The following is a 24,091-nucleotide window of genomic DNA, read 5'->3' on the forward strand; positions in this document are numbered from 1 at the left end:
GTACATCCACCCACTCTCGGTCTTGTCTGACCAGTAGATGATTTGGCTTAAAAGCAAAGCGCTGTTCACATCGCCGACGAAACGTATTAACTCTGTAGGGATGACAAGATTGTTGTTCTGGCCCGTGAATGCCTTGATAATCATGTACAGATCTTGTCGTGAGTGCATTACCTAGCCACTCCCACACGCTTGTGGGTATCCCAGTTTCGGCGAACGGATTTAATCACTTCGAACCTGTGTTCAATGAACTCCGGGTAATGTGTGTTTAACCACTCGTCGATATTGTTACGCGGCGAGTCATATACGCATGGGCCGTGACGGTCGTAGCTCCAGACAATCTGTTGGATGAACTCAATTGCCACCATTTCAATGTCTTTTGTGCTCACTTTCATGTCATCACCCTCGCATCCGAAATCATCTGATAGAGTTTGTAAGCCGCCTTGTTCTCCTGCACCCATGTCCGGTTGTATAGCAGAGGGATTTCGTACTCACGTTCCATGTCAGTCATCAGGAGCGCCAAAGCACGGTCACGATCGACACCCTTTTTGCCCTGTATAATGCTTACGTATCGACTCAAATAGTCTTCAAGCATCATCTGCCACCGCCCACTGGCACCTGTATCGTCATCCCCGGCTGTATATCCGCACCTATGCCGTTCTCACGCTCTATCCACTGCACCACAGCGTCCCTATCATCCCTGGTGTCAAACCGGCCAGCGATGGTCCATAACGAGTCACCAGGGACTGTTATGTATGTCGTGGTCTTGGTGTCTGCAGGGACGTTGCCCTTGTTTACTCCGTAGACCAGGGCGCCCGTAAAGAGCGCGCCGGCCACTGGGAGTACGAGAGCCGCAAACACGTTACGTAGCTTAAAACGGGAGATCGTCTTCCGAGATGTCGACCGCCTCATCTGCGAATGGGTCATCACTTTGTGCTGCGGCATTCCCACTTGGACTCTCCCCTTTCGCAGGAGGTTGATAATTCTGGATTGCATCAATAAGCGCAGACGCATTTTTCTTAGTGAGTTGCTCGACGGGCGCGCCGGTTTGTTCTTGCACCCATTCATTAAAGGCAGCACCATCGAGACCTTTTGCTTTGGCTTTCTTTTCAAGAAGGGCCAATTGGGCATCGGTAGCCGCTTGAGAGTAGCCCGGCTGTTGACGTGGCGTCTGTTGCCTGCGTTCATCACGCGTCGACGTATCCTGTTGTCGCACAGTCATCGAATCCATATCCTCGATGTCCTGCGTAAACAGAGCGCTACTTCTCGTAGCTGACAGCACAGCGTCAATTAGAGCTCGTTTTTTTGCCATCTTTAAAAGCGTGTTGTCGATGTCATCTATCTCATCATTCGGAACCCTGTACTGTGTCCAAGGACGCCCATTACGACTGGTTCCAGTCTTCGTTTTCAATCCATCAGGACTCATGCCGGGCGGAAGCTCGTTTTCAAAAACCCAACGCCAGCGATATTTCTTTTCCCACGAATTCGCCGATCCGACACCAACCATGATGATTCTTCCGTCCATTCGACTGATCAGTGGCAAAGACACGCGGTAACTGATGTAGACTGGGTTTTTCGTATCATCCCGCGTGAACTCGATATCGGCCTCGCCAGCCGATAGACCATAGACATCGCACAATTTTTCAGCGCCAGGCTTCAAAAGAGTTGGCTTGCTGCCAGTTCCTTCGATAATTCCGTAATCCTCGCCAGCAACCATGTACTCCCTAACAAACTGTTGTAGCTGTGCTATCCGTTGTTTAAGGACCGAGAAATCCACAACCATCATCAGGCCGTTGGAAGGGGATGATTGTACCGGCGTAAGACTCTGTTCTCTTATCGCCATTACTCAGCCACCTCCACGCTAAACGTCGTGCCGCCGACCTTGACCGCGACGCCCGGCACCAACTCACCATTGGCATCGACTACCGCAAGTTGCCCGTTCACTTCGATGACGGATAGGGTCTTCTTGTACTCGCCCCACTCGACGGTCTCGATGACTTTCACGAAAGCCTCATCCGTTGCCTTGACGTGCTCCAATAGCGCAGCCTCATCAAGCTTGGACGGTTGGTGCTTGGTCGTGCGTGACTTGAGCGTGCCGTAAGGAAGTTTGATGCTCTTGTTAACTTTCGGGTCGGCCTCGTATTGTTGCATGTGCCACTCAGTCAGTAGACCTTGGAAGAACTCGACGTGTTTGTTGACCTGTTCCAGCTCTTTGTCCCTCCAAGAGGTGATGCGCTCAATCTCCGCTTTGGCCAGTTCGTTGACCTCATTGGCCTTAGCTTGCAAGGCCTGGAGTTTCCGAAGGCACCAGTTCGCCGACATCTTGTCTGTCACACGAAAGCGTTCCTGGGCTTCTTGCTGGTTCAATTCATCTAACTCGACATCCCACAAAGGATTAGTTGCCATTGTTTATCTCCTCCGATTCCTTGTAGTCCGTGCAATCCGCGTGGTAATAACGGCCGTCCAACATGTCTTGTATGTGCGGCTTATCGCTTGTGACTCCGTTACAGCACACGCGACAGATGCCCAACCGTTCGGGTTCTGACAACACGGCGCACCCCCTGTCTATCGAGGGCCGCTTGGCACTCCTCAAGTTCCGCGATAACCGCGGGCACGTCAGTTGAAATAAACTCCTGCAATCTCTGTAGCCGAAACGCGATATCGGTGTTGGGGTGCTGCAGCTCGTCATATGCGTCCTGTAACCGATGCAGACAACCTGTGATACGCCCGTGTACGTCGCTCATGCTGTCACCTTCCCATAGCCAGCCTGACGCTCATGCGCGGTGACAATCTCCTCCACACACCACTTGCAGATGATGTATGGGCCATGGTTCTCGGGCTTGTCCCACTCATCGCACCGAGGACAGTGAACAAATCCGTCATCCCGGCAATCCGTGCACACCTTAATCTCGCCGCCCGTTGTATCGTCCCAGTGCACTGTATGGATACCGGGTTGGTCGCCACATAACTCGCAATTACGCATCTACCGCACCTCCATCACGTTGTGGTATGCTTTTGATATCTGTGTTTTTCTTGTGGCTCTCGTTGGCGCGGGAGCCTTTTTGATGTTTCAGTACTGCTTCCCATTCGGGTCTCGCCTTTTCTAAGGCTTCTTTTATCCGATCCACGGCTTTCACCACCGCATCTATATGGCTCTGTACCTACAACCCCGGTGTATTTTTGAAACTTGCATGCCGTATGCAAAATCCGCATATCATATGCACCCGTTCCAGTTAAGCTAACAGCAGATGGTTGTTGTCGCTTCGGTCGAGCAACTTTTGGATGCCATCAAGCATGGTCTGAAGTACTTTTCGGCCTCCGCAGGCATCTATGTAGCGCAACTCCATCGCATAATCGATGTACATATCCTCATGCTCAATCCGCGAAATCGTGCTTTGGTCAGCTCCGAAGCGTTCTGCGACTTCTAGCTGGCTCTTACCCGCAAAGATTCTGGCGAGTTTGAGCAACACACCCCGTTTCACAATGCATCACCCCCCTCTCAAAAGCCGCAACAGATACCCTCTGTCTGGCCTGTTTATCTGTGACGGGTGCGGCATCCTCAAAGCCAAAGGAGAATGACCATGGAAACCTACGTGCAGCAAACATACGAACTTCTTCAAACAATCGCCGAAGATTTGGCCGACCACTTATCATCTCCAGACAATGATGTGAAGGTTGTGATTAGCCTGTCTGTTTCCAAAACACAGCAGCCTCAACGCATGCCTAGATTCATGTGAGTCAAGATTCCGACTGTCTGTTGTCAGTGACAAATCGAGCAATTGTGTCCGCCAGTTCCATAGCTATAGGCTTCTGCTTGTCCGTCAAAAACCGAACCATACGGATACCAAAACCATGCCGTAGTATCGTCGACAGAGCATTGACGAGTTGATAGTGGTCTACGCTGTCGATCTGGACATCAGAAATCTGTGATTCGAAAGCTGATTTCACATCATCCCAAGGTGTCTTAAGACGAGTTGAGGAAGAAGAAACGCGGAGTGCTGCAAGTCGTTCTTCAACCTTTCGATTAATCACTGCTTCGAGTTCCGCTTCGGTGATATTCACGAGTGTTGTTCCTCCTTCCACAAATCAAGGACGCTTACATCAAGAGCGTCCGCAAGTTTCTGCAGAATCGCCATGCTTGGGTTGTATCGTTCGTTATTTTCCAACTTCCACAAGTACGACTGGTTCACCCCGGCCTTCTTGGCGAGTGCGTAAATACTCATTTTCTTTTGTTTACGAATTTCTGCAATTTGAACGCCCACATGCACCCTCCTCTCTGATGAATTTAGTATATTCCTATACGACTAAAATAACAAGTCCTATAGGAAAGTTTATTATTGCAAATTCAGCTTGTATAATTCCTTTAGTAAACTAAGTGGGTGATCGATTTGGACCCAATGGAACTCGGAAATCGGCTAAAGTCGGCCAGGACAGACAAGAATCTAAGCATGTATCAATTGGCAAAACGGATTAATATGTCTCAGTCGACAATTAGCAAGATTGAGAGCGGCAAGATGCGTCCGACCGTTGATTTAATGGAGCGCATTTGCGAGGCGCTAAATTTAACCCTCGCTGAATTCTTCGCCGAAGACCAGGACGAGCTAGAACCAGACCTTCGGCGTCTTGTGGAGGCCGCTAAACGTCTCACCCCTGATCAAAGGAAAGCATTGCAGGCGTTCCTTGATTCCCTCGAAGGGAGGTGACAAGAATGTCCATTAAAATCGTTGCCTATGACCTTCATTTCGGAACCGAAGATGTCTATACAGAACTCATCGAGAAAATTGAAGGTTTAACCGATTCTTCAATCGAAATCGAGAAATCGGTATGGCTCGTCTGGAGTGACGATAACACCGCAACTCTTAAATCTCTCTTGAAACCTTTCATCGGCAAGGAAGACAAACTGTTTATCGCCGAATTGCAAGGCGGAGTATCGTGGTCTGGAATCACCGGTATCAAGAAATTCATCGGCACGAAACCTTAGTGTTCCGCATCGATAAATGAGTCACCGTCACTCTCGTCTTCATCTTCAAACTTGCAATTTGCCACGAAACGACCAGATTGTTTGCTCTTATCCTCATAATCAGCGGCGCAGACATACTCCTTACTGAAATCCTCAGACGCCGCTTCAGCAAACATGTCAGCGATAGCTTGTAATCCCCGCTTTGTAACGTGAATTTTCATTTCGTTAGTCTGATTACCAAAATGGACAGCCGATACTTTAATCGTCGGACCAAAACTTCCATTTTCGCTAATGTCGTCGTACACTTCGAACGACACGCCACCGTTACCAATGTGTAGGTAGACTTGATTGTTCATTCGCTTCACCTTCCTGTTAAAATTCACGCCTTAGATTCCCAAATTGTTTCTCTTGCAGTCTTATTAACCGTTCCAGTTCTGTGTTGTCGGTCGTTGCTCTATGGTGACACCGCCAACAGAGATACATCAGATTCCGTTCATCGTTCACATCATCGAACGTGTACCACTTTCGGTAGAACCGACCGCGCGGGATTACGTGATGCACTTCATCCCCAGGCGCCCCACATGATTGGCAGTACTGGTCCCGTTCTTTGATTCGATCCCTGAGCGCCGGCGTGTACGTAGACTTCTTACTTTTAAACTTAGGTACCGGCACCGGATGAAACTCAGTTGCGAGATTCATTGCCGTATCACTTCAATGTCCGAAGCAACCATTTTCTTTTTGAAATGATTGATGAAGTAAAACTGACCTTTCGTGGTCAACTTCGGTGTTTTATTCACAGTCACACGCCCGCTGTTGTGATGAACGAGAGTATCTTTTATTTCAAACAACCCTAGATCCATGGACTTCTGAGTAGGCATGTTCCAGTCGGAGCCCTTTTGCTTAATCAGATATCCGTTATCGCGTAGGTAAATGAACAAACGCTTTTCGCCGATGTTGATACCGTTTTGATGCAGGATCTTGGCGAAATCCCGAACGAGGATGAGATCATCACTTGTGACGAAGGCTTCCGCGAATACAACCTTAGGCTTGTCCGCTTCGATTTGAGCCTCAAGTTTCTGTTTTGCTTCCCGTTCTTCTTTTAGTTGAGTCGCCAACTGAATGATGGTGTCGGGGTTTAATAACACCTGTTCAATCTTTTCCGGCGTCATATATGCCCCATGTTTCCGGATAGATGGCAACACATCATGAGTTACCCAACGTTGAAATGGTTTCGCTTGTTTTTTATGGCTGCGCAAAATGAGTTTGTATAAACCAGGTTCACTGACTACAGCCATTTCTTGATAGCCGCCAAGGGTATAAACTCTCTTTACACCCTTCTCGTCATCGTCCAATCCCTTTAGGGCCATCGCTGTATTTGTGTGCTCAAGGATTTCTGTTGCATCCTTCGCTACAAACCAAGGTTCAGGGCCGTCAACAATGACCCGAAGTTGCCTACCGCTGAAATCGAAGTTCATCAAATCGTTCATTCTCTCTACCCCGTTCCTTGACAATTTGATAAGCGCTACTGTTCAAAGGATTCACTCTCCTGAATGTGGAAGTTGTTTGGTGCCACCCATCAACCCACGGGAGGAGGTGAAAATATGTCCTTAACTTCTGAACAAAAACAAATAACAAAGGAACTTACTTTGGCTGCACTGCCTTTGCTATCTTTGAAACGAAAGCCTGGGCAAAGTGAAGAAGACTTTAACCGTTACATCGCTCAACAAATATCGGAAACATTCCAAACGATTGCTCAAGGAATTAAACAAGCTGGAAGTTCCAATGGAGATTAATGCTCAACCTTCAAAGCAACTGATATAAGTTGTGCTGTACTCGCAATGATCTCCGGCAAGACTCTTAGCTCTTCGCCGGAGTATCCCTGTTCGGCGCGGTCCCTAATCCACTGGCATAGTGACTCAATCGTTTGTTCCAACTCGGGTCTCATATCACACCTCCTATCAGTGCTGAACCTTAAATCCAGCCTCAGCTTGTTCTTCAAGCCACTTGATGAACGCTGTTTTGTAAATGCGATGCCTACGCGGGCCAGCAATCACCACTGGAAACCCAGGAGAGTGCATAATGTTTCGCGCAGTGAATGTTGAAACACCCAGAATCTCAGCGAGCTTCTTGCAATCAAACACGAGCGGTAGGTCATCGAGATTACGAATGCCCGTTTCCATGTCACGCCTCCTTAAGCTGTGTTCACGGAATCGCACATTTCGTGCGATTGACTGTCAAAAAAAAGTTCTTGAACAGATACTCCGTAGTACTCCGCCAATTTAACCTTAATGTCGTCTCGCGGAATACGTCTCGCATTTTCATACATTTGCAGAGCACTGACACTGATGCCTATAGCAGAAGCCGCTTCTTCACGGGATCTTGTGCCACGGAGTGAAACAAGACGCTCAGCGATAATCCGATTCATCCCCTCACCTCCAATCGCACGTTTTGTGGTACAAACACAGATTACAGCACGTTTCGTGTTGTGTCAACACATTTCGTGCGATTTAATTCAAATTCACACGTTGCGTGTTAATATGTATTTGGAAAGGGGCTGGCATATGTGGCCTCATTTGGAGCCAGACTTCGCGAGCTCAGAACCAAATCATCCTTAACGCAAGAGGAACTGGGTAAAAAATTTCAAATAAGCCCAAGTACCATAGGAATGTATGAAAGAGACGAGCGGGAACCTTCTCTAGATCTCCTTCAACGTTTGGCTGCGTTCTTCGGGGTGACTATTGATTATCTTGTCAGCGGAAAAGAACCACATATCGACCCTGATCTAGGACTTGATATTAGTGACCTTTCTCCCGAGGAAATTGAGTTCCTAAATGAACTGAAGGAAGAAGTTGCTTTTAAGGATTTTTTGAAGGACCCAGAAGAGAAAAAGCGCGAGCTCATTGAAACAGTGAAAATGCTCATGCGCGGGCGAAAGAAATAACTTTCGGCGGTAGCGACAACGTTGCCGCCTTCATTTACCCCATAAAACCGAACGTATGTTTGCATGGAGGTAGACATCATGTTACAGACATCTGACGCGGTAACGAATGTACAGAAGTTTACACGGACTTTATATGACGGATTGGCAATCCATGTACCTTCGCAAATTGATTTTGAATATATCGCAGATGCGATTGGTATCGAAGTGCGATTTTGTCCAATTGGGAGCAAGGCATTCACTAAAACGCGCATTGCTCAAGTGGATAGCCGTTTATCACTTGAGGAACAACGCGATGAATTGGCCCATGAAATATCACACATCATTTTGCATTTTGGCTCCCAATTACATCTACCACCGTCGTTCATAGAACTCCAAGAACGCCAAGCGAATGTATTAGCAGCGGAATTGCTCGCTCCTATATACATGATTAGGCAGCTGTTCGAATCGGAGTCGATGCCGAATGATGAACGATTGGCGGCTGCGGCCATATCAGAATTGTTCCATCTGACGCCAGCGATGGGCAAAGCGAGAATCGCCAAGTACAAGCAACTCCTTTGGTACGAACACACGCCACAATTTGGCCGTGACTATGACAATTCCATGTGGATTGGTCATACGCGACTCATGTTTAAGAACGGACAACTCGTAGGCCGACGTAGACACATTGATTAAGGGGATGACGAGATGAGTGCTTATCCAGTGAGCGTTTACGGGGCAATCCCTAGCTTGCATATCACATATGTCGAACCATTCATTAACCCACCGCAACTCGCCGTAAAGTCATATGCACCTTACAAACGTTTCGCGATTGAAATCGTAGATGACGGTCTTGACACTGCCGGACTTCGCATCGGCGACTATGCCATCTTCCGTGAGCAGGGCTGGCCAAACGATGAACTGCAAGTGGTGTGCGTCGCGTTTGGGAACGATATGACATTGCGCATCTTGCAGGGTATCCAATCACGAGAACCAATATTGCGGACTGCGCGAGATGTGGTTAGTGAACAGCGACATCGTAATGATTTCATTGTAGTCGGCGTGCTCGATGGGATCATCAAAGCGGATTTCGTGGAATTCATGGAGGTGGAAGAAGAGGCATTCGATTGGGGGTGCTGATTTCGAAACTTGAAGATAAGGAGGATATTGAACATGGCAACAGGGCGTATCATTAAACACGGAGACACTTATCGTTACATCATAAGTGTCGGTCGTGATCCTGTAACGGGAAAGTATAAACAAATCTGGCGAGCCGGGTTTAAAACAAAACGTGAAGCCGACGAAAAAATGCGCGAGCACCTATCGAAGTTGGAGAATGGAAATGTTCCTGTAGACCTCACTGTAACGCAATTTTTGAAGCAGTTTATTAACGATCATTGCAGGGACATGAAACCCAGCGCTCGCTGGACATACGAGTATACGTGTGAACACTATATTGAACCTCACATAGGGCAGATTCGATTGGACAAGCTTTCACACGTAAATATTCAAAACTTATATGATAAATACAACACGACACTCGCATCAACTACTGTTCATCGTATTCATCGGGTGTTGCGCACCGCTTTAAATTATGCAGTTAAAAACGGGTACCTAACCAAGTCTCCCATGGAGCGCGTAAACTCCCCAGAACGTCGTACGCGTCGCCGTACAGTCCTTTCTGTACAGCAGGCAAAAACTATGCTGGAATGGCTTAAACCACGTCGGCCAGGGGCGTATAGGGCGTGCTTCCTTGCTATATACACCGGAATGCGATGCGGTGAAGTGGCGGGGTTACAATGGCATGACATCGAGTGGGACTCTCACGTATTACACATTAGACGCGCAAGGCAACGCAGAGGCGGGAAAGATATTGTAGGCACGCCAAAGACAGCGGATAGCGAGCGCGATATTGTCGTGCCTGATATGGTGATGCGCGAATTGAAACTATGGTACGATGCGCAAAAGGCATTTCATCGACTCGCTGGAGAACCTTGGTCGGATGATATGTACGTCGTACGTTTACCAGATGGAGAGGTTCCTGACCCTCATATTTTTGCACGAGGTGTGAAGGTTGCGCTCACGAAATTGGATTTACCCGTTGTGACATTTCACGACTTACGTCACACACATGCAACATGGTTACTTGAATCGGGTGTGGATTTAAAGGTAGTATCACAACGGCTAGGTCATTCTTCTATCGCCGTAACGGCAGACGTTTACAGTCACGTTACTCGCCGTCTACAGGAGACTGCAGTCAAAAAACTTGAGGATATGATGAGGGGCGAGATAAGCAGCGAAAATAATTTGTAGATCATTTGTAGATCACGCGATTTTTAAGCAAAGAAAAAAGCCTCTCGGTTTTGGCCGAGAAGCCTTATCCTTCAAGGGTTTCCCCGTCTACAAAAAGTGGCGCGTCCGGAGGGATTCGAACCCCCGACCTCTGGCTCCGGAGGCCAGCGCTCTATCCACTAAGCTACGGACGCAAGCGACGTTTAGTATAATAACACGTACTTGCACATTTGTGCAATAGTGAAATCAAATTTTTTGGCGCCCAGATCCAGATATTCCGAACAGTCCCCTCTTGACAAGGGAACCACCCGGTGAGACACGCGCGGGCGATGTTTCAGACAAGGTGCCTCCCGCGCAAAACATCCAGAATTGCCCCTGCTTTGTGGTGACACTCTTCCCATTCGCGTACGGGAACGCTGTCGAGCACGATACCCGCGCCCACCTGTACGTACTGCGTCCCCTTCAGTTCTAATACGGAGCGGATGATAATGGCCGTATTGGCATTCCCCATCGCGTCCACCATGCCGATGAACCCGCCGTATGGCCCCCGGCGCAACGTCTCGAGCTCGTCGATAATTTCCATCGCCCGAATCTTCGGCGCGCCAGAGAGCGTGCCGTTGGGAAACGTCGAGAGAAGGGCGTGGAAAACACTCACGTCGGGTCGCAGTGTGCCGCGCACGCGCGACACGAGGTGAAACAAGTGAGAGTAACGCTCGACCACCATAAAATCAGGAACATGTACGGATCCACTGAGGCAGACTCGACCGAGATCGTTCCGACAGAGATCAACTAGCATCACGTGTTCCGCTGATTCCTTTTCATCTGCCTTCAGCGCTTCGATGAGTGCCGCGTCTTCTTCCGGTGACCCCCCTCGGCCCCGCGACGTCCCAGCAATAGGTTTCATTTCCGCAGCCCCGTTCAGCGCGCGAAACTGAACCTCTGGACTAGCGCCGTACAGACGCATGCCCGGATATTCCGCAACAAACATATAGGGCGAAGGATTCAACCGTCGCAGGGCATCGTAGGCTGCGTAAGGGTGAAGAGCGCCCTCAATACGCAGCCGCGTGGAAAGCACCACTTGAAAAATGTCCCCTTGTGCAATGTACTCGCGTGCCCGCTCTACATTGGCGCAGTACCGTTCCTGGGAGACGTCGTACTGCACAGACGGCACTTGTCGACTGCCTTCTCCTGCAACCGCCTTTGCATCAGACAATTCCTTAGGTTCTTCGAGGCCCGCCTTCGCAACGTGCGCCACCATTGATGCAAATTCGTCGATTCTGTGCCTAAGTGAACTGCCCACGCCATCGTGTTGGTCGCGCGTGACGTCGAGAATTAAATCCTGGAAGTGGAAGGTAAGATCTGAGCCGCCCCACTGCAATATCCCGGCGTGCCACTGCAGGCGGATGTCAGGTACATTCCTGTCATCATGGGCCGTCTTCGGCAATCGTTCCAAATAATGTACGCCGTCGTAACCGACGTAACCAAGAAAGCCAGCGCTAAACGGCTCCTCCATGTCACGTGCGCAAAGCGCTTGCAGTCGAATACGTAGTTCCTCGAGAAAAGCCATCGCATCAGCCGGTCGAAAGTAGCGTGGTGAACCACTGACGACGCTTGACCATACACCGGGTGACTTCACTTCCTCAACAGCATCCGGCAAATCCGCAAAGCTCGGTTCAAGGGCGGCAATCGCGTTCATTGTAACGAGTCCATCTTTCACTTGCACATCAACAACTGGACACACCCCGAGCAAACTCATCTGATAGGCTGCATTCTCATCATCACGCCCGGCTTCCAAAAGAAAGGCCTGCCCCTCGCCGAGCAAAGATGTTGCATGAAGGTATAAATAAAAGGGATCGACCTTAGCTACATTTGCATACGTATAAGATTGCACGCTCACGGACTCCTCTCCATCTTGTACCACCACGACAAGAACACCCGAAATCCCTTCGACGCCGCGATAACTTTCTAGTTAAGCCGCGATTCTCAAGAAATTCTCAAGCATTTGCTTTCCGCAATCTGTGAGAATGGACTCTGGATGGAACTGAACCCCTAGCGCACCAGTCGGTTCGTGCCGCATTGCCATGATGATATCTCCAACATGTGCAGTCACTGTAAAGGTGTTAGGAAGCGTGGAGGCATCCACGATGAGAGAATGATATCGAGTCGCGCGAAATGGGGATGGAACATCGTGAAACAGCGCATCACCGTTGTGATGAATCATCGACGTCTTACCATGAATCGGCGTCTTAGCCCGGGTCACCCGGCCGCCAAATGCGACAGCTAACGACTGATGCCCAAGACAAACACCGAGTACAGGTACGCGACCAGAGAAATATTGAATTGCCTCAATAGAGATACCCGCCTCCAGAGGGGAACATGGACCCGGTGAGACCAGGACGGCAGACGGGTTCAATTGCTGAAGTTCATGCAAAGGCGTGTCATTTCTTCGAACCATAACTTCACAGCCCAATTCGGCACAATATTGCACTAAATTGTAAGTGAATGAATCGAAATTATCGATAACTAATAACACTTCACTAACTCCTCTCGAGTGCCCGAAGTAATGGACACTACACTCATCTCAACTGCCTCAACTGAACTCATAAATAACGGTACATGACAACCCGCATGGAGTCAACAGATAACACTTGAAAAAGGACACAAAAAAAGCCCACCAGCTTCATGGTGGGCCCAGGAGGACTCGAACCTCCGACCTCACGATTATCAGTCGTGCGCTCTAGCCAGCTGAGCTATGGGCCCGCATACCTGCGGGGCTTTTTTCTCGTTATGTACGAAACACTACAATAGAAAGACAAACTTATTATCGCCACTTGTTATACATCTTACAATTCGTGCACTGTGTACATAAACAAGATTGGCGGAGCTGACGGGATTCGAACCCGCGGTCTCCTGCGTGACAGGCAGGCATGTTAGGCCTCTACACCACAGCTCCACGTGGTTGCGGGGGCAGGACTTGAACCTGCGACCTTCGGGTTATGAGCCCGACGAGCTGCCAACTGCTCCACCCCGCGCTAAAATGATTTAGATGGTGGACGGTGGCAGGATCGAACTGCCGACCCCTCGCGTGTGAAGCGAGTGCTCTCCCCCTGAGCTAACCGTCCACTGGTGACCCCAGCGGGATTCGAACCCGCGTTACCGCCGTGAAAGGGCGGTGTCTTAACCGCTTGACCATGGGGCCAAATTGGCTCCCCGAGTAGGATTCGAACCTACGACCCTCCGATTAACAGTCGGATGCTCTACCGCTGAGCTATCGAGGAATGTGGTGGAGGTAGACGGATTCGAACCGACGACCCCCTGCTTGCAAGGCAGGTGCTCTCCCAGCTGAGCTATACCCCCAAAGTAATGCCGAAGGCCGGACTCGAACCGGCACGGTTTCCCGCACGATTTTGAGTCGTGTGCGTCTGCCAATTCCGCCACTTCGGCATGTGGCGTGCCCTGAGAGATTCGAACTCCCGACCTTTTGATTCGTAGTCAAACGCTCTATCCAGCTGAGCTAAGGGCACAAAAATATCTTGAGCAACGAAAAACATTATATCATTTATTCTACTGCACTGCAACAACTTTTTCAGGACACTGATGGGCCCAGGAGGACTCGAACCTCCGACCTCACGATTATCAGTCGTGCGCTCTAGCCAGCTGAGCTATGGGCCCTCAAGGTCACGAGCGATATCATACAATGAGCTCTTACGTTCAGTCAAGCATTATTTTGAGGCCATGAAAAAAGTCGACTTTTGTAACATAGTGCGTGGGGTCATCGTCACATTCATGAACGCATCATATCAAATCAAACACATGTCACCCGCGTTTGATCACAAACGCGGGAATTCCAAGACATCGTGAACCTGATTCACGAGATAGGAGATGTCATTGTGCGTAAAAGTCCTCACTGGATGGCTTTTGTTTTAGGCATTGCACTCGTCTCAGAAGTACTCGTCACGGGATGTGCCAGTAAAACATCACAATCCAACACAATCAGTGGGCAGTCCACGGCGGTTAATCATACGTCAAATCAAACGTCCAATGAACCATCTGGACAGACATCGAATCCGACGTCGAGCGGAACCGGATCTTCAAATCCAAATACCACGTCTACAGTGGATAGCTCGTCCAACACGCAGGCCACCTCGACTGACACGGCACAAGAAACCGTCCGAAACATTGTGAACTCCGCTGTGTCCGGAATTGCATATGGTATACCCTATAAACTACAAACGAATCTCGACGATGTGGTAAAAGCATGGGGACAACCCACCCAACAAAATGCGGCAGGCGCTGGCATTTATGCGAGCTACCCTGCTCATGATGCTGCATTTGGTCTCAATAAAGGAGATCAACTATTTGACGTTCGTTCTTTTTCCCCTACCGTACAGGCCGTCACACTCTCAGATATCGAGGACGTGCTTGGTAAGCCCGGTGTCATCAGAGAGACCTCTGACTCACAAATCTACCTATACCCTGCTGGTCCCGACTACCAACTGTTGTGGGTCTTCTCCAAGACAAATGGGCAAATCAGTGACCATGTAGATCATATCTCCGTTTTTTGGCCGCAGGGCACCGTCAACAGTATGGCTGCCACACAGCCAGCACCTGGTGTTGTCATTGACAGTAAAGCCGGACAACATGTCACTTTCTCGATTGCAAATCCGCCAAAAAATTATCGTCTTGTCGAACTGGAGTTCATTCCGAATAAAGGTTCGTCCGTGGTAAATACCCTGAGTCAAGCCACCAGCGGAAGTCAGAGCCCAGGGTTCTCGCTGAATAGCGATGGAACAACGATAGATTTCCACTATAATTCCAACCTGGTCGGTGAATCTGGTATCATCCGAGTGATTTACCAGAACGATGACGGCACTGCGATGATTGGTAACAGCGCGACACTGACGCTGAAATAAAGTGCACTACCCCGCAACATGAATTTTTTATGCATGCGTGAGGAATTTAACCTGTGAAAGACATCTCTACCAACAGTGCTGGTATTTATACAATGCAATAAAAGAGCGGCCATGTTAGCCTGTCCATGCAAATCAAATAACGCCGAATCCTGATTCGTCAGGTACGGGGGATAAGCAACACAGGGGTGAATGTGCATTTCGCACTAGGGCGACTCCCGCCCGAATCCGTCAACTAACCTCGGAGGCGATAGGGGGGAACGCTTTGCTAAAGCGTATGTTAACAGGCATGGCAGGCACAGTGGCTTGCTCTTTTGCAGTCTTTACACCACTTGCGAGCGCATCTACGGCGCTCCCACCAGGCGTGACAATGGACAAGCAGATTCACCCTGAGGCAGCAACAACTGCAACGACACAGCAAAAGGAAAATGCCGTGTTAAATGTGGCCAAAAGCAAGATGGGAACGCCATACATTTGGGGACACAATGAAGACCGTGGGCAGTACGGTTTTGACTGCTCCAACTTCACCTCATATGTGTACCATCACGCGCTAGGCTATAAGATGACCACCTCCTCACGTGCTCAATATACAAGTGTAGGTTGGCACGAGGCGCGCAGCGCAGCCCGCCCGGGTGATCTGGTCATTTTTGATAAAGGGCACCATGTTGGCATCTACGCTGGAAACAATGAGGTCCTGCAAGAAGGCGGCGGGTTGGGCAAGGTCGGTTATATCTCCATCAAGCCCGGTTCGTATTGGTCTAAACACGTTTCCGCTGTTCGCAAGATGTTTTAATCTGGGATGCCGATGGATACACGACAAACCAATAGCAACGTCGTAACGAGCCATTCAGGGGATTTCCAATGGAATCGTGCAAAAAAACGGAGTGCCTATTCGCCAAGCGAATCGCACTCCGTTTTTACAAGAAATACATATGTAATCGCATAAACCAAGTCAATCCGAGACAAACTGTGTCATGAAACACCCGGCGACGGGACAAGCCGCGAAACTTCATTCACCCATTCACCCGAACTACTTCGGGTTTGGCCAATGGAGAAACGAGGTGAATCCATGACCGTCTTGGTGCGACACACTTCAAAGTTATGTGCGAGCATTTGGCGAGCCTGGTGCGAACAAACGGTTCACTACTTCGGCACTGGCTGGTAAACGTTCATCAATCACATGCGACTGTCCCGCCGCTTTTCTGCGTCAGCCCTTGGAGTGGTCACTTTTCCGCCTTTAGAATGCGCATGGTTCACATATATCCGATGCGATGCGTTATAAAAAGGGCCTGCCAATAGCGCCAAACACCCTACGGTGAAAAATACCGACATGGCGCCCAGGTGGCGCAATAAAAGGCCCCCGATAAATGGTCCGAGGAAGTATCCTAAATTGGATAAAGAATTGGCACCAAAATATGCACCGCGCATTCTCTCATCAGCCAGTGTGCTGATGTATTGAGCGAGACGTGGCGCCGCCAGTACCTCCCCAACCGTCAGAATAATCGACCAAACGAGAAATTGAACAAAATTTCCAGATACGCCAATACCGAAAAAGCTCAACGCATAAATCACCTGTGAGACCAATAAAACCTTCCCCGTACCAAAGCGAGCACTCATCCGTGTGACAATAAATTGAAGAATCACAACTTCCAGTCCTGTCGCGGCAAAAATATACGAATACTGCCGTGAAGCAGCCTCTGAGCCAAATAGCGACTGTAAAACCTGCGGCAATGTCGTATCGAATTGCGAGTAACCCACACTCGTTAAAATACCCGCCGCAATAAACACGACAAGCGCCTTATCTTTCCGCAGCGTCTCCACGACGGTTCCCAACTTCACTTCTATCGATCCGCCGCCTGATTTCCGATTAGTTTCTGGAAATACTGACACAATCACAAACAAATACGCGAGGCTGATAGCGGCAGCGATATAAAACGTCAGGCGCGGCGCTATGTCCGCCAAAGCACCACCAATGATGGGCCCTACTGCCGCGCCAATGTTATTCATCCAGTAACTCATGCCAAACACGTGTGCTCTTCGCTCTGGCTCCGTAAAATCCGTCAACATCGCCTGTGATGCAGGCACAAATAAAGCACGTGACAAGCCTGTCAACACACTGACAACAAAAAACGCCCAAATTGCCTGTGCGTTTGCAAACTCCATCATCGCCAGTGCGCTAAGTAACATCGCGACTGCCATCACCCATTTTCGGCCGAGTCGGTCTGCCAATGCGCCGCCAAAAAAACTGAACAATGTTGTGGTAAGAGAAATACTGCCCACAGCAAGACCAATTACACTCGCTGTGGCATGCGTGTGTACAGACATATACAACGCCATAAACGGCATGACCATAAACTGCGTCGTCTGTGTCACACCTGTAGCGGTCAGCATCCACCAGACGACCGCGCGCGAATTCAGTTGAAATGATGAACGATTCATATATGCGCTCTCTCTGTAAGATTTAAGTGGCATCCCCATCCACGCTACACCCAATTCGCGCACGAAACAACCCTTATCCTAGACCATCTCTACTGTGGTTTGGTATTTGTTTCATCTTCACCGTCCACAAGATGGATTCTTTCGAGATGACCGCGGAATTGCTCACGGAAGTTGTCCAGATACTCACGGCGCAGTATGTCGCGTTCAGACAGCTCGTCATCAGTTAGTGTGCCACTCTTTGCCTTGTGCGCAAGCTGATTTAACCGGGTTAGTTTTTCCTGCGATAACACGATATCATCCCCGCCCTTTATCATCTGACAAGCGAATTCAGACCTCCATCATAGTCAAAGCGAAAACATATCACAAACGGCGAACATGACCATCAAAAGCAAAGAAATTTTAGGTGATACCCCGAAATTTTAGTCTCGCCCCGCGTATACATGATTAACCGCATCCTGGTGACATCACACAGCAGAGGTGAGCTTCGTGAAAGATCGATTGATTGGCATGATCCTTGGCATTTGCCTCTGCCTATGGGCAGGGTTATTTCTTAAGTTAACAGGAAAAATTTAGACCTATTCACGACAACCACGCAAAGAGGGCGGTCTCCGACGCCCTTTACCGCGAATGCCTCGGTAAATATCGTCCGCCGGAGACCGCCAACCGTACCTGATGCAGCTAACGTTTCCAAGAACTATCGCTGTGCACTATTCAAATTTTACCAAGAAATATTTCTTCTTACCACGGCGAATGACCAAAAATTGACCACCAAACATCTCATCCTGCGAAAATACCCGATTAACGTCTGTGATTTTATCGCCATTCACGCTAATTGCCCCGTTCGTAACATCTTCACGCGCCTGGCGCTTCGACGGACAAGCCCCACTCGCAATCAAGAGGGAAATAATGTCCTTTTCGTGACTGGAGGGGAGTGTCATCGAAGGTACACCTTCAAATACTTGCTGCAATTCGTCCACGGTCAGACTCTTAATATCCCCCGAAAAAAGTACATTGGACATATGAATGGCCCGTTCGGTTTCCGCTTTACCATGAACCAACGTGGTCACTTCTTCCGCCAACGTCTTCTGTGCCAACCTCGCCCCAGGATGATTGGCGACCTCCTGCTCCAGTGCTTCAATCTCCTCGCGCGAAAGGAACGTGAAGTACTTTAAGAAGCGAATGACATCTTCGTCCTGTGTATTCAACCAGAACTGGTAGAACTGATACACGGATGTCTTTTCGGCATCCAGCCACACCGCACCTGACGCAGTCTTGCCAAACTTCGTTCCATCCGCTTTTGTAATCAGGGGCATCGTGAGTCCATATGCTGGCTCACCTGTGACGCGGCGAATCAAATCAATTCCGCCAACAATATTCCCCCACTGGTCTGACCCACCAATTTGCAGCACACACTCGTAGCGCCGGAACAGCTCTAAAAAGTCGTTGGACTGTAGCAACATATAGCTAAACTCCGTAAACGATATCCCATTCTCAAGCCGTGATGCAACTGATTCACGGTTGAGCATTGTATTGACATTAAAATTTTTTCCAATATCCCGCAAGAACTCAATGACGCCCATCTCGCTTGTCCAGTCATAATTGTTTACGACCATCCCCGCGTTGTCCCCGGCCTCAAAGTCGATAAAACGCGACAACTGCGCCTGAATCTTTTTCGTCCAATTCTTTACGGTTTCTGGCCCGTTCAACGTACGCTCTTGTTTTCGACCACTCGGATCTCCAATTAAACCAGTCGCCCCGCCCACCAGTGCAATGGGTTTATGGCCAGCCAATTGAAACCGCCGTAACGTCAAAATAGGTAACAAACTGCCGATATGTAAACTGTCGGCCGTCGGATCAAACCCGACGTAGAGCCGAACGGACTGTTCATGCAATCGTTTTTCTAATTCGTCTCTATCCGTCACCTGATAAATCAGGCCGCGGAATTCTAAGTCCTCTATGATGTTCAAAACGGACTACTCCTCTCTCCAACACTCGCTAGCAATATTATCGCACATCTTCGTGGACTGTAAGCCTCAAAATGTGAACTTGTCTGATGACCTGGGACACCTAGTCAGCCACGACTGCCTCTACTTCAATTTCTACCAGTAACCGAGGATCAATCAACGCCCCCACTTCAACAATTGTCGTGACGGGACGCGTATTCACAAACGCTTCGCGATGGGCTTGCGCTACATCCGGCCACCGCGACATGTCCGTCACGTAAATTCGTACGATGATAACATCAGACATGTTGGCCCCTACGCTCATGAGTGCCTTTCGAATAATTTTCAACACGTACGTAGCCTGTGTGTACATATCGCCAACGCCAATCATCTCTTCGCCTTTGGTTGCGGTTGTACCAGCGACGACGACACGGTTTCCCACACGAATTGCGCGATGATAACCAATCACCTGTTCCCAGGGTCCTTCAGACGACACATAAATCCTTTGTCCCATGACAGTACCCCCCTAACCGAAAGTATGCAAAATGCACGCGAAACTGCTGCGGCTTTGAAAGCATACTCAAAAAACGCACGGAGGGTGCCCGCCAGTCAAACTTGAATTGTCGGTATCTGCACAAACGTTGGCGCTGTGTTTGAACTACTTATTTCCGGGCATGCTAGTAGATATATCCAAGGGCAACGATGCAATCGATTCAAGTCGACAGGAGGGCTGTAAATGTACACAAACATGCTATCCGTTCACGAAGTCGCCAAGATCTTGCGCCTTCCCGTCGTAACAGTTTACGAACTCGTGCGCCAAAACTGTCTGCCAGCCAATCGGCTTGACCAGCGCATCCTCATATCCAAATACGACTTGTCGGTATGGCTTCAAGGACAAAACAATGGCCAATCTATTGGGGTATTGCCACAAGTGCCGCGCAGATTCGCCAAATGAAAGGGTCTTCCCTGGCGATACCTGTCCTATTCAATCGTTTATGAGCGATTACGTCCTACATGGGGTGAAATTTATCGACATTACAATTCATGCACTGTAATTTCGCTGCGAACAAGGAAACGGAAATTATAACCCGACTGCCCCACCCCTTTCGAGATGTACAACATACCGTGTGGCATGGTGTGTAGTCCCTTATAAACACCCGATCTCGCCAGTGGCCCCATATCCTTCACTTTGAAAAAGAACGGCAAATTGAACTGTTTGCCATGTAAATGACCGGCAAACAGATAGTCATAGCGCCTTTCCATAAACAACGTGATGGTCGGATCATGGGTCATCACAATCACCGGTTTACGCGGCGTGACAAACTGGAACGATGCGTCAACGTCACTATGTTGCGAATCGAAATCATCCACACCCACTAGATAAACCTCTTGAAGCTCCGCAGCCTCATTCACAAGGACCCGGATGCCAAACGCCTCTAGCAAACGAATCAATTCCTCCGGGCGCTCCAGCTTGTAATCGTGGTTGCCAAGCACAGCATATGCCGGCACACTGGTCGATTGGATCATTTTCAAAAATGGAGTCAACAACATAAACGACGTCGGCTTATCCAAAAAGTCGCCTGTCAAACACAAGAAATCCGGACGCTCTGCTTCGATAACGCGGCGAATTTTCTCCGGGCGAATTCGATTGCGCTCCACGTGAAGGTCACTAATTTGAATGATCTTTAAACCCGCATGAAGCGGCAAGCGAATACGTTCAATTTTCAACCACTGGGTTGGCAAAACAAAGGTGAGGTAAAACAAAACCGCAGCCAAGCAAACGAAAAGTAAAATCCAATCCACTTGATCAACACCCTACTATAGCGTTGATCCACATTGTACACCATCGTAACGCACGCATGTTTCTCCAAATCCTGCGGCCCTTAAAAGTAGTAACGAGAGAGTCTCGCCGCTCGGGATTTATAGCGGTAAAACGAAGCCCACAACGGACGAATGAGCCACTTATTACGCATCAGTTTCGCACGATAGGCCTGAAAATGAGCTTGTTGCACTTGTCCAATCAGGACATCCAACTTTTGACTGATTCTAATGACGTCTGGATGTAATAAACTCCCTCTCTCCTCTGCCATCATCATCATCTCAACCCTCAACGCTTCAATCATCTCTCTTGTCGTCATCTGTACCACGAAGTTATCCCCTTACCACTAAAAAATGAGGCTAGACGACAATAACATAGGAACCATGTCGAAGTCTGTCCCATGACGTCGAAGAACGTGTTTTTCTCCAATCTTTTAGTCGAATATAGGCACTGCACGACAAGCCTTACGTATTAGGCATTCGTCGTGACACCACAATCTCCACCGCCATACGGTTTACTGTAAGACAAAATGTGCTGAAGGAGGTGACACAAGTGTTATCCGTTCTGAGTGCACACGCGGCAATGCTGTTGACGTTTCAAATCGTCCTCATTGTTCTCGGTCTTACCGTGGTCGTGAACATCGTGTCTAACTTGTGGAAAGGTGCATCGCTCAGTGGGGTCGGCGACATAGTCACGCGCCCGGTTTTAACCGGCGTCTTCCCGCTGATCATCATCTCCCTGTTAACACAGGTGGATCCGACTCATATCATTGTTCTTATTTTCTATTATCTCGCAGCTGTCTGTATCGTCATTCGTGCGCTGTTTGAACTCGCCCGGAGTTTAAGAAAAACCGCCTGAGGTAACGTATAACACGCACATGTGGCTACAGGGGCAGTCCCCGCAGGTGCTGCCCCTAACACCACAGTGAAACCTCCAGGTGCCTTTCCTCTGGTCAAACCCATCCAATGTTTCCCATACTGCTACTGCACACAAAAAAACACTGTTGACCGACGTGCTGTCCATGATGGTCATCAGTGGATTTGCTTCAAAGTTCCAATTGGCACACTATAACGCAACGTCTCTTGGCCACCATCGCAACATCAACCGCGCTGAACAAATTCCTCAGACGGTTCCCGCACGAACTTGGCAATCCACATCCAATTAATAAGCAAAAGCGCAGCCGTGATATAAAACATCGTTGAAATACCAAACCTCGCAGACACTAAACCACCGACAAGAGGGCCCGCAAAACTCCCCAAAAACGTACAACTACTCGTGAGTCCATAAACTTTCCCTCTATCTTCGGAAGGCGCCAAACGACCAACCAGCGCATTGGCCGTTGGCAAAATGCCTCCCATAAACATGCCCAGAGCAAAGCGCAGCGCAAGAAATACCCATATGGAATGCGTAAATGCTTGCGGAATCGTAAATATCATTGCACCCAAAATTGAAATCAGCAACACGCGCTTATAACCAATTTTATCACTGCGTTTGCCGAGAAATGGAGATGCGATGAGATCGCCAATGCCTGTCACAGAAAATGCGAAACCAGCAAGCGTCGACAGATACTGCACGTTACCTGCAATATCCTTAACATACAACGTAACTACCGGTTGCACAGCGCGAGCCGCAAACTGCGCCAGCAATAAAACCATAAACATTGGAAACAAACCATGAATCTCGCGAAGCGTCATCAACTGTCGCCAAATCGGCTGTCTTTTTCTCGCATGCCCACCGTCACCTGCGCCTCGAATACTTCGTTCGCGTACGACCACCAACGTAATCAACACCGCTAACAACGAGATACCGGATGTCCAGAAAAACACAAACCGATAATTGCCCAGCCAATCTGCCATCAAGCCACCAAGAAGCGGGCCGACTAGACCACCGATAAGTTGTCCCGAACTCAACCACCCCAGTGCGAAACCAAGTTTTTCCTCGTTTATCTGAGTCGCCACCAGCGCGATAGCGGACGCCGAAAACCCGCTAAACATCCCCATCAGCACACGAAGAGCCAACAATTCCCAGACGTTGTGTGAGAAGCCCATCAAAGCAGTAAAAACACAAATTGCCACGCTCGACCGTAGAACCATCGCCTTACGTCCTACGCGATCAGACAGACCGCCCCAAACGGGTGACATCAACGCAGCCATGAGAAAATTGACCGACGTCAGCACGCCAGACCACATGTCCACTTGGGATAGCGGATGCACGCCAATTTGCACGAGGTATAACGGTAAAAACGGCGACATCACTGTGAGTGCCGCGCTCATAAAAAATTGAACAATGACCATCGGCCAAAGGATCAACGTAGACGACCTCCCACCCAAACATCACACGCAACACATACCACCATACTACAAATTCAACCATGTAGCAGTCCGCGCGCCCAGGAAGGCTCATCCAATGTATCCATGCATACAAAATAGACAGCCGCATACATGCGACTGCCCTGAACCACTCCAAAAAATCCCCCCGCCGGCTATTTGCGGAGACAAGCTTCACAAAAAAAGCATTTAATGCTTGCGAAAGGGGGATTACAGATGGTAACTGCCGTACAACTACTCGCCGGACAAAGCCGCAATTTTACCCGTGGGCACGCCACAATGAACACCATCACGGTTCGGCTACCTGTAGGTGAAGCACTGATTATCAACCGTGGCTTCAACAACACCGTTTTCGTCAAAAGTGGCAAGCGCCGCGTGACACGCACACGCATAATCAACCTTGCAGTCGGTCAAACGGTCATTGTCCGATCCGTCCGCGTAGGGTAAGTGGCAAGGCACCGCAGATGTTCTCGCGGTGCCTCCCCTC

The 24,091-nt window shown here is 49.2% G+C and carries 38 protein-coding genes, 11 tRNA genes and 1 riboswitch; of the genes, 13 read left to right on the forward strand and 36 right to left on the reverse strand.

The annotated features are described in order from the left end of the window. Positions 1 to 167: 167 nt before the first annotated feature. From J3482_RS00005 to J3482_RS00045, 8 genes are all read right to left on the reverse strand, one after another. Positions 168 to 392: a hypothetical protein gene (locus tag J3482_RS00005; RefSeq protein ID WP_206921850.1), complete on the reverse strand. Its 225-nt coding sequence runs from the start codon at positions 390 to 392 to the stop codon at positions 168 to 170. Further along, positions 389 to 595, reverse strand: a complete 207-nt coding sequence (locus J3482_RS00010) for a hypothetical protein (RefSeq protein ID WP_206921970.1) — start codon at positions 593 to 595, stop codon at positions 389 to 391. Before J3482_RS00010 ends, J3482_RS00005 begins: the two co-directional genes overlap by 4 nt. Positions 596 to 868: 273 nt before the next feature. After that, on the reverse strand, positions 869 to 1,840 hold the full coding sequence (locus J3482_RS00020; protein ID WP_206921854.1) for a hypothetical protein: 972 nt from the start codon (positions 1,838 to 1,840) through the stop codon (positions 869 to 871). Next, positions 1,840 to 2,403 carry a host-nuclease inhibitor Gam family protein gene (locus J3482_RS00025; RefSeq protein ID WP_206921856.1) on the reverse strand — a complete coding sequence of 188 codons (564 nt, stop codon included), beginning with the start codon at positions 2,401 to 2,403 and terminating at the stop codon, positions 1,840 to 1,842. Before J3482_RS00025 ends, J3482_RS00020 begins: the two co-directional genes overlap by 1 nt. Positions 2,404 to 2,501: 98 nt before the next feature. Beyond that, positions 2,502 to 2,741, reverse strand: a complete 240-nt coding sequence (locus J3482_RS00030) for a hypothetical protein (RefSeq protein WP_206921857.1) — start codon at positions 2,739 to 2,741, stop codon at positions 2,502 to 2,504. Continuing rightward, entirely contained in the window at positions 2,738 to 2,980 is a 243-nt protein-coding gene (locus J3482_RS00035) for a hypothetical protein (RefSeq protein WP_206921858.1), read from the reverse strand. Before J3482_RS00035 ends, J3482_RS00030 begins: the two co-directional genes overlap by 4 nt. After that, entirely contained in the window at positions 2,973 to 3,125 is a 153-nt protein-coding gene (locus J3482_RS00040) for a hypothetical protein (RefSeq protein ID WP_206921859.1), read from the reverse strand. The genes J3482_RS00035 and J3482_RS00040 overlap by 8 nt, the downstream gene beginning before the upstream one ends. A gap of 105 nt (positions 3,126 to 3,230) precedes the next feature. Next, entirely contained in the window at positions 3,231 to 3,479 is a 249-nt protein-coding gene (locus J3482_RS00045; RefSeq protein WP_206921860.1) for a helix-turn-helix domain-containing protein, read from the reverse strand. Positions 3,480 to 3,578: 99 nt separating this feature from the next. On the opposite strand from J3482_RS00045, the gene J3482_RS00050 reads away from it, so the two are divergent. Further along, complete coding sequence (locus J3482_RS00050) at positions 3,579 to 3,734, forward strand: hypothetical protein (RefSeq protein ID WP_206921861.1); 156 nt, start codon at positions 3,579 to 3,581, stop codon at positions 3,732 to 3,734. Position 3,735: 1 nt separating this feature from the next. Here the strand turns inward: J3482_RS00050 and J3482_RS00055 are convergent, their stop codons facing one another. Together J3482_RS00055 and J3482_RS00060 are read right to left on the reverse strand one after the other, a co-directional pair. Beyond that, complete coding sequence (locus tag J3482_RS00055) at positions 3,736 to 4,059, reverse strand: hypothetical protein (RefSeq protein WP_206921862.1); 324 nt, start codon at positions 4,057 to 4,059, stop codon at positions 3,736 to 3,738. Then, positions 4,056 to 4,259, reverse strand: a complete 204-nt coding sequence (locus J3482_RS00060; RefSeq protein WP_206921865.1) for a helix-turn-helix domain-containing protein — start codon at positions 4,257 to 4,259, stop codon at positions 4,056 to 4,058. The genes J3482_RS00055 and J3482_RS00060 overlap by 4 nt, the downstream gene beginning before the upstream one ends. Before the next feature lie 135 nt (positions 4,260 to 4,394). Between J3482_RS00060 and J3482_RS00065 the strand changes: the two genes are divergently transcribed. Both J3482_RS00065 and J3482_RS00070 read left to right on the forward strand, forming a co-directional pair. After that, entirely contained in the window at positions 4,395 to 4,700 is a 306-nt protein-coding gene (locus tag J3482_RS00065) for a helix-turn-helix domain-containing protein (RefSeq protein ID WP_236017729.1), read from the forward strand. Between the two features lie 5 nt (positions 4,701 to 4,705). After that, the gene (locus J3482_RS00070; RefSeq protein WP_206921867.1) at positions 4,706 to 4,978 is read left to right on the forward strand and encodes a hypothetical protein; all 273 of its coding nucleotides are present in this window, start codon (positions 4,706 to 4,708) and stop codon (positions 4,976 to 4,978) included. Here J3482_RS00070 and J3482_RS00075 read toward each other — a convergent pair. From J3482_RS00075 to J3482_RS00085, 3 genes are read right to left on the reverse strand one after another with little or no spacing between them, the layout of a single operon-like run. Beyond that, a complete protein-coding gene (locus J3482_RS00075; RefSeq protein ID WP_206921868.1) occupies positions 4,975 to 5,313 on the reverse strand; it encodes a hypothetical protein in 339 nt (112 codons plus the stop codon). The genes J3482_RS00070 and J3482_RS00075 overlap by 4 nt on opposite strands. A gap of 16 nt (positions 5,314 to 5,329) precedes the next feature. Continuing rightward, positions 5,330 to 5,656 carry an HNH endonuclease gene (locus tag J3482_RS21740; protein WP_206921869.1) on the reverse strand — a complete coding sequence of 109 codons (327 nt, stop codon included), beginning with the start codon at positions 5,654 to 5,656 and terminating at the stop codon, positions 5,330 to 5,332. Then, positions 5,653 to 6,444, reverse strand: a complete 792-nt coding sequence (locus J3482_RS00085) for a phage antirepressor KilAC domain-containing protein (RefSeq protein ID WP_206921870.1) — start codon at positions 6,442 to 6,444, stop codon at positions 5,653 to 5,655. The genes J3482_RS21740 and J3482_RS00085 overlap by 4 nt, the downstream gene beginning before the upstream one ends. A 114-nt stretch (positions 6,445 to 6,558) precedes the next feature. Between J3482_RS00085 and J3482_RS00090 the strand changes: the two genes are divergently transcribed. Further along, on the forward strand, positions 6,559 to 6,750 hold the full coding sequence (locus tag J3482_RS00090; protein ID WP_206921871.1) for a hypothetical protein: 192 nt from the start codon (positions 6,559 to 6,561) through the stop codon (positions 6,748 to 6,750). Here the strand turns inward: J3482_RS00090 and J3482_RS00095 are convergent. From J3482_RS00095 to J3482_RS00105, 3 genes are read right to left on the reverse strand one after another with little or no spacing between them, the layout of a single operon-like run. Continuing rightward, the gene (locus tag J3482_RS00095) at positions 6,747 to 6,902 is read right to left on the reverse strand and encodes a hypothetical protein (RefSeq protein ID WP_206921873.1); all 156 of its coding nucleotides are present in this window, start codon (positions 6,900 to 6,902) and stop codon (positions 6,747 to 6,749) included. The genes J3482_RS00090 and J3482_RS00095 overlap by 4 nt on opposite strands. 13 nt (positions 6,903 to 6,915) lie before the next feature. Continuing rightward, entirely contained in the window at positions 6,916 to 7,137 is a 222-nt protein-coding gene (locus J3482_RS00100; RefSeq protein WP_206921875.1) for a MerR family transcriptional regulator, read from the reverse strand. An 11-nt stretch (positions 7,138 to 7,148) separates the two neighbouring features. Further along, on the reverse strand, positions 7,149 to 7,382 hold the full coding sequence (locus J3482_RS00105) for a helix-turn-helix transcriptional regulator (protein WP_206921876.1): 234 nt from the start codon (positions 7,380 to 7,382) through the stop codon (positions 7,149 to 7,151). Between the two features lie 138 nt (positions 7,383 to 7,520). On the opposite strand from J3482_RS00105, the gene J3482_RS00110 reads away from it, so the two are divergent. The 4 genes from J3482_RS00110 (at position 7,521) to J3482_RS00125 (ending at position 10,187) form a co-directional block, all read left to right on the forward strand. Further along, positions 7,521 to 7,898: a helix-turn-helix domain-containing protein gene (locus J3482_RS00110; RefSeq protein ID WP_206921877.1), complete on the forward strand. Its 378-nt coding sequence runs from the start codon at positions 7,521 to 7,523 to the stop codon at positions 7,896 to 7,898. Positions 7,899 to 7,976: 78 nt separating this feature from the next. Beyond that, positions 7,977 to 8,570: an ImmA/IrrE family metallo-endopeptidase gene (locus J3482_RS00115; protein WP_206921878.1), complete on the forward strand. Its 594-nt coding sequence runs from the start codon at positions 7,977 to 7,979 to the stop codon at positions 8,568 to 8,570. Positions 8,571 to 8,582: 12 nt separating this feature from the next. Then, a complete protein-coding gene (locus J3482_RS00120) occupies positions 8,583 to 9,014 on the forward strand; it encodes a hypothetical protein (protein WP_206921879.1) in 432 nt (143 codons plus the stop codon). A gap of 33 nt (positions 9,015 to 9,047) precedes the next feature. Next, positions 9,048 to 10,187 (forward strand): site-specific integrase, encoded by a 1,140-nt coding sequence (locus J3482_RS00125; RefSeq protein WP_206921880.1) that lies wholly within the window; start codon positions 9,048 to 9,050, stop codon positions 10,185 to 10,187. A gap of 97 nt (positions 10,188 to 10,284) precedes the next feature. Here J3482_RS00125 and J3482_RS00130 read toward each other — a convergent pair. The 13 genes from J3482_RS00130 to J3482_RS00190 all read right to left on the reverse strand — a co-directional run bounded on the left by J3482_RS00130 (position 10,285) and on the right by J3482_RS00190 (position 13,838). Next, a tRNA-Arg gene (locus J3482_RS00130) sits at positions 10,285 to 10,360 on the reverse strand. Positions 10,361 to 10,500: 140 nt separating this feature from the next. Then, positions 10,501 to 12,057 (reverse strand): anthranilate synthase component I family protein, encoded by a 1,557-nt coding sequence (locus J3482_RS00135; RefSeq protein WP_206921881.1) that lies wholly within the window; start codon positions 12,055 to 12,057, stop codon positions 10,501 to 10,503. 78 nt (positions 12,058 to 12,135) lie between these two features. Continuing rightward, entirely contained in the window at positions 12,136 to 12,699 is a 564-nt protein-coding gene (locus J3482_RS00140; protein ID WP_146821953.1) for an anthranilate synthase component II, read from the reverse strand. Between the two features lie 150 nt (positions 12,700 to 12,849). Further along, a tRNA-Ile gene (locus J3482_RS00145) sits at positions 12,850 to 12,926 on the reverse strand. 116 nt (positions 12,927 to 13,042) lie between these two features. Continuing rightward, positions 13,043 to 13,119, reverse strand: a tRNA-Asp gene (locus J3482_RS00150). Positions 13,120 to 13,122: 3 nt separating this feature from the next. After that, positions 13,123 to 13,198: transfer RNA gene (locus J3482_RS00155), tRNA-Met, on the reverse strand. A 15-nt stretch (positions 13,199 to 13,213) separates the two neighbouring features. Beyond that, positions 13,214 to 13,288, reverse strand: a tRNA-Val gene (locus J3482_RS00160). 2 nt (positions 13,289 to 13,290) lie between these two features. Continuing rightward, positions 13,291 to 13,365, reverse strand: a tRNA-Glu gene (locus J3482_RS00165). A 4-nt stretch (positions 13,366 to 13,369) separates the two neighbouring features. Beyond that, positions 13,370 to 13,444: transfer RNA gene (locus J3482_RS00170), tRNA-Asn, on the reverse strand. A 3-nt stretch (positions 13,445 to 13,447) separates the two neighbouring features. Continuing rightward, positions 13,448 to 13,523 (reverse strand) — tRNA-Ala (locus J3482_RS00175). 7 nt (positions 13,524 to 13,530) lie between these two features. Continuing rightward, positions 13,531 to 13,610 (reverse strand) — tRNA-Leu (locus J3482_RS00180). A 3-nt stretch (positions 13,611 to 13,613) separates the two neighbouring features. Then, positions 13,614 to 13,690 (reverse strand) — tRNA-Arg (locus tag J3482_RS00185). Between the two features lie 74 nt (positions 13,691 to 13,764). Beyond that, a tRNA-Ile gene (locus J3482_RS00190) sits at positions 13,765 to 13,838 on the reverse strand. Positions 13,839 to 14,056: 218 nt separating this feature from the next. Between J3482_RS00190 and J3482_RS00195 the strand changes: the two genes are divergently transcribed. After that, entirely contained in the window at positions 14,057 to 15,079 is a 1,023-nt protein-coding gene (locus J3482_RS00195) for a YjgB family protein (protein WP_206921882.1), read from the forward strand. Positions 15,080 to 15,209: 130 nt separating this feature from the next. Next, a riboswitch (cyclic di-AMP (ydaO/yuaA leader) is annotated at positions 15,210 to 15,341 on the forward strand. Beyond that, complete coding sequence (locus J3482_RS00200; RefSeq protein WP_223204035.1) at positions 15,342 to 15,869, forward strand: C40 family peptidase; 528 nt, start codon at positions 15,342 to 15,344, stop codon at positions 15,867 to 15,869. A 383-nt stretch (positions 15,870 to 16,252) separates the two neighbouring features. Here the strand turns inward: J3482_RS00200 and J3482_RS00205 are convergent, their stop codons facing one another. From J3482_RS00205 to J3482_RS00220, 4 genes are all read right to left on the reverse strand, one after another. Then, entirely contained in the window at positions 16,253 to 17,515 is a 1,263-nt protein-coding gene (locus tag J3482_RS00205) for an MDR family MFS transporter (protein ID WP_188332144.1), read from the reverse strand. An 89-nt stretch (positions 17,516 to 17,604) separates the two neighbouring features. Then, positions 17,605 to 17,805 carry a DUF896 domain-containing protein gene (locus J3482_RS00210; RefSeq protein WP_146821942.1) on the reverse strand — a complete coding sequence of 67 codons (201 nt, stop codon included), beginning with the start codon at positions 17,803 to 17,805 and terminating at the stop codon, positions 17,605 to 17,607. A 417-nt stretch (positions 17,806 to 18,222) separates the two neighbouring features. Then, on the reverse strand, positions 18,223 to 19,482 hold the full coding sequence (tyrS, locus tag J3482_RS00215) for a tyrosine--tRNA ligase (RefSeq protein WP_146821941.1): 1,260 nt from the start codon (positions 19,480 to 19,482) through the stop codon (positions 18,223 to 18,225). Between the two features lie 100 nt (positions 19,483 to 19,582). Beyond that, the gene (locus tag J3482_RS00220) at positions 19,583 to 19,972 is read right to left on the reverse strand and encodes a RidA family protein (protein WP_146821940.1); all 390 of its coding nucleotides are present in this window, start codon (positions 19,970 to 19,972) and stop codon (positions 19,583 to 19,585) included. A 222-nt stretch (positions 19,973 to 20,194) separates the two neighbouring features. On the opposite strand from J3482_RS00220, the gene J3482_RS00225 reads away from it, so the two are divergent. Then, complete coding sequence (locus tag J3482_RS00225) at positions 20,195 to 20,413, forward strand: helix-turn-helix domain-containing protein (protein ID WP_146821939.1); 219 nt, start codon at positions 20,195 to 20,197, stop codon at positions 20,411 to 20,413. Between the two features lie 80 nt (positions 20,414 to 20,493). Here J3482_RS00225 and J3482_RS00230 read toward each other — a convergent pair whose 3' ends face one another. Together J3482_RS00230 and J3482_RS00235 are read right to left on the reverse strand one after the other, a co-directional pair. Then, positions 20,494 to 21,261 (reverse strand): metallophosphoesterase, encoded by a 768-nt coding sequence (locus J3482_RS00230; protein WP_146821938.1) that lies wholly within the window; start codon positions 21,259 to 21,261, stop codon positions 20,494 to 20,496. A gap of 80 nt (positions 21,262 to 21,341) precedes the next feature. Next, the gene (locus J3482_RS00235; RefSeq protein WP_146821951.1) at positions 21,342 to 21,596 is read right to left on the reverse strand and encodes an aspartyl-phosphate phosphatase Spo0E family protein; all 255 of its coding nucleotides are present in this window, start codon (positions 21,594 to 21,596) and stop codon (positions 21,342 to 21,344) included. A 233-nt stretch (positions 21,597 to 21,829) separates the two neighbouring features. Here J3482_RS00235 and J3482_RS00240 point away from each other — a divergent pair, with 233 nt between their 5' ends. Beyond that, positions 21,830 to 22,135, forward strand: coding sequence for a hypothetical protein (locus J3482_RS00240; RefSeq protein ID WP_146821937.1), 306 nt, complete (start codon positions 21,830 to 21,832; stop codon positions 22,133 to 22,135). Positions 22,136 to 22,377: 242 nt separating this feature from the next. Here the strand turns inward: J3482_RS00240 and J3482_RS00245 are convergent, their stop codons facing one another. After that, on the reverse strand, positions 22,378 to 23,586 hold the full coding sequence (locus J3482_RS00245) for an MFS transporter (RefSeq protein ID WP_146821936.1): 1,209 nt from the start codon (positions 23,584 to 23,586) through the stop codon (positions 22,378 to 22,380). Between the two features lie 234 nt (positions 23,587 to 23,820). Between J3482_RS00245 and J3482_RS00250 the strand changes: the two genes are divergently transcribed. Beyond that, entirely contained in the window at positions 23,821 to 24,051 is a 231-nt protein-coding gene (locus J3482_RS00250) for a hypothetical protein (RefSeq protein ID WP_146821935.1), read from the forward strand. Positions 24,052 to 24,091: the final 40 nt, after the last annotated feature.

Source organism: Alicyclobacillus suci, assembly GCF_017329615.1.
GTDB classification, from domain to species: Bacteria; Bacillota; Bacilli; order Alicyclobacillales; family Alicyclobacillaceae; genus Alicyclobacillus; species Alicyclobacillus suci.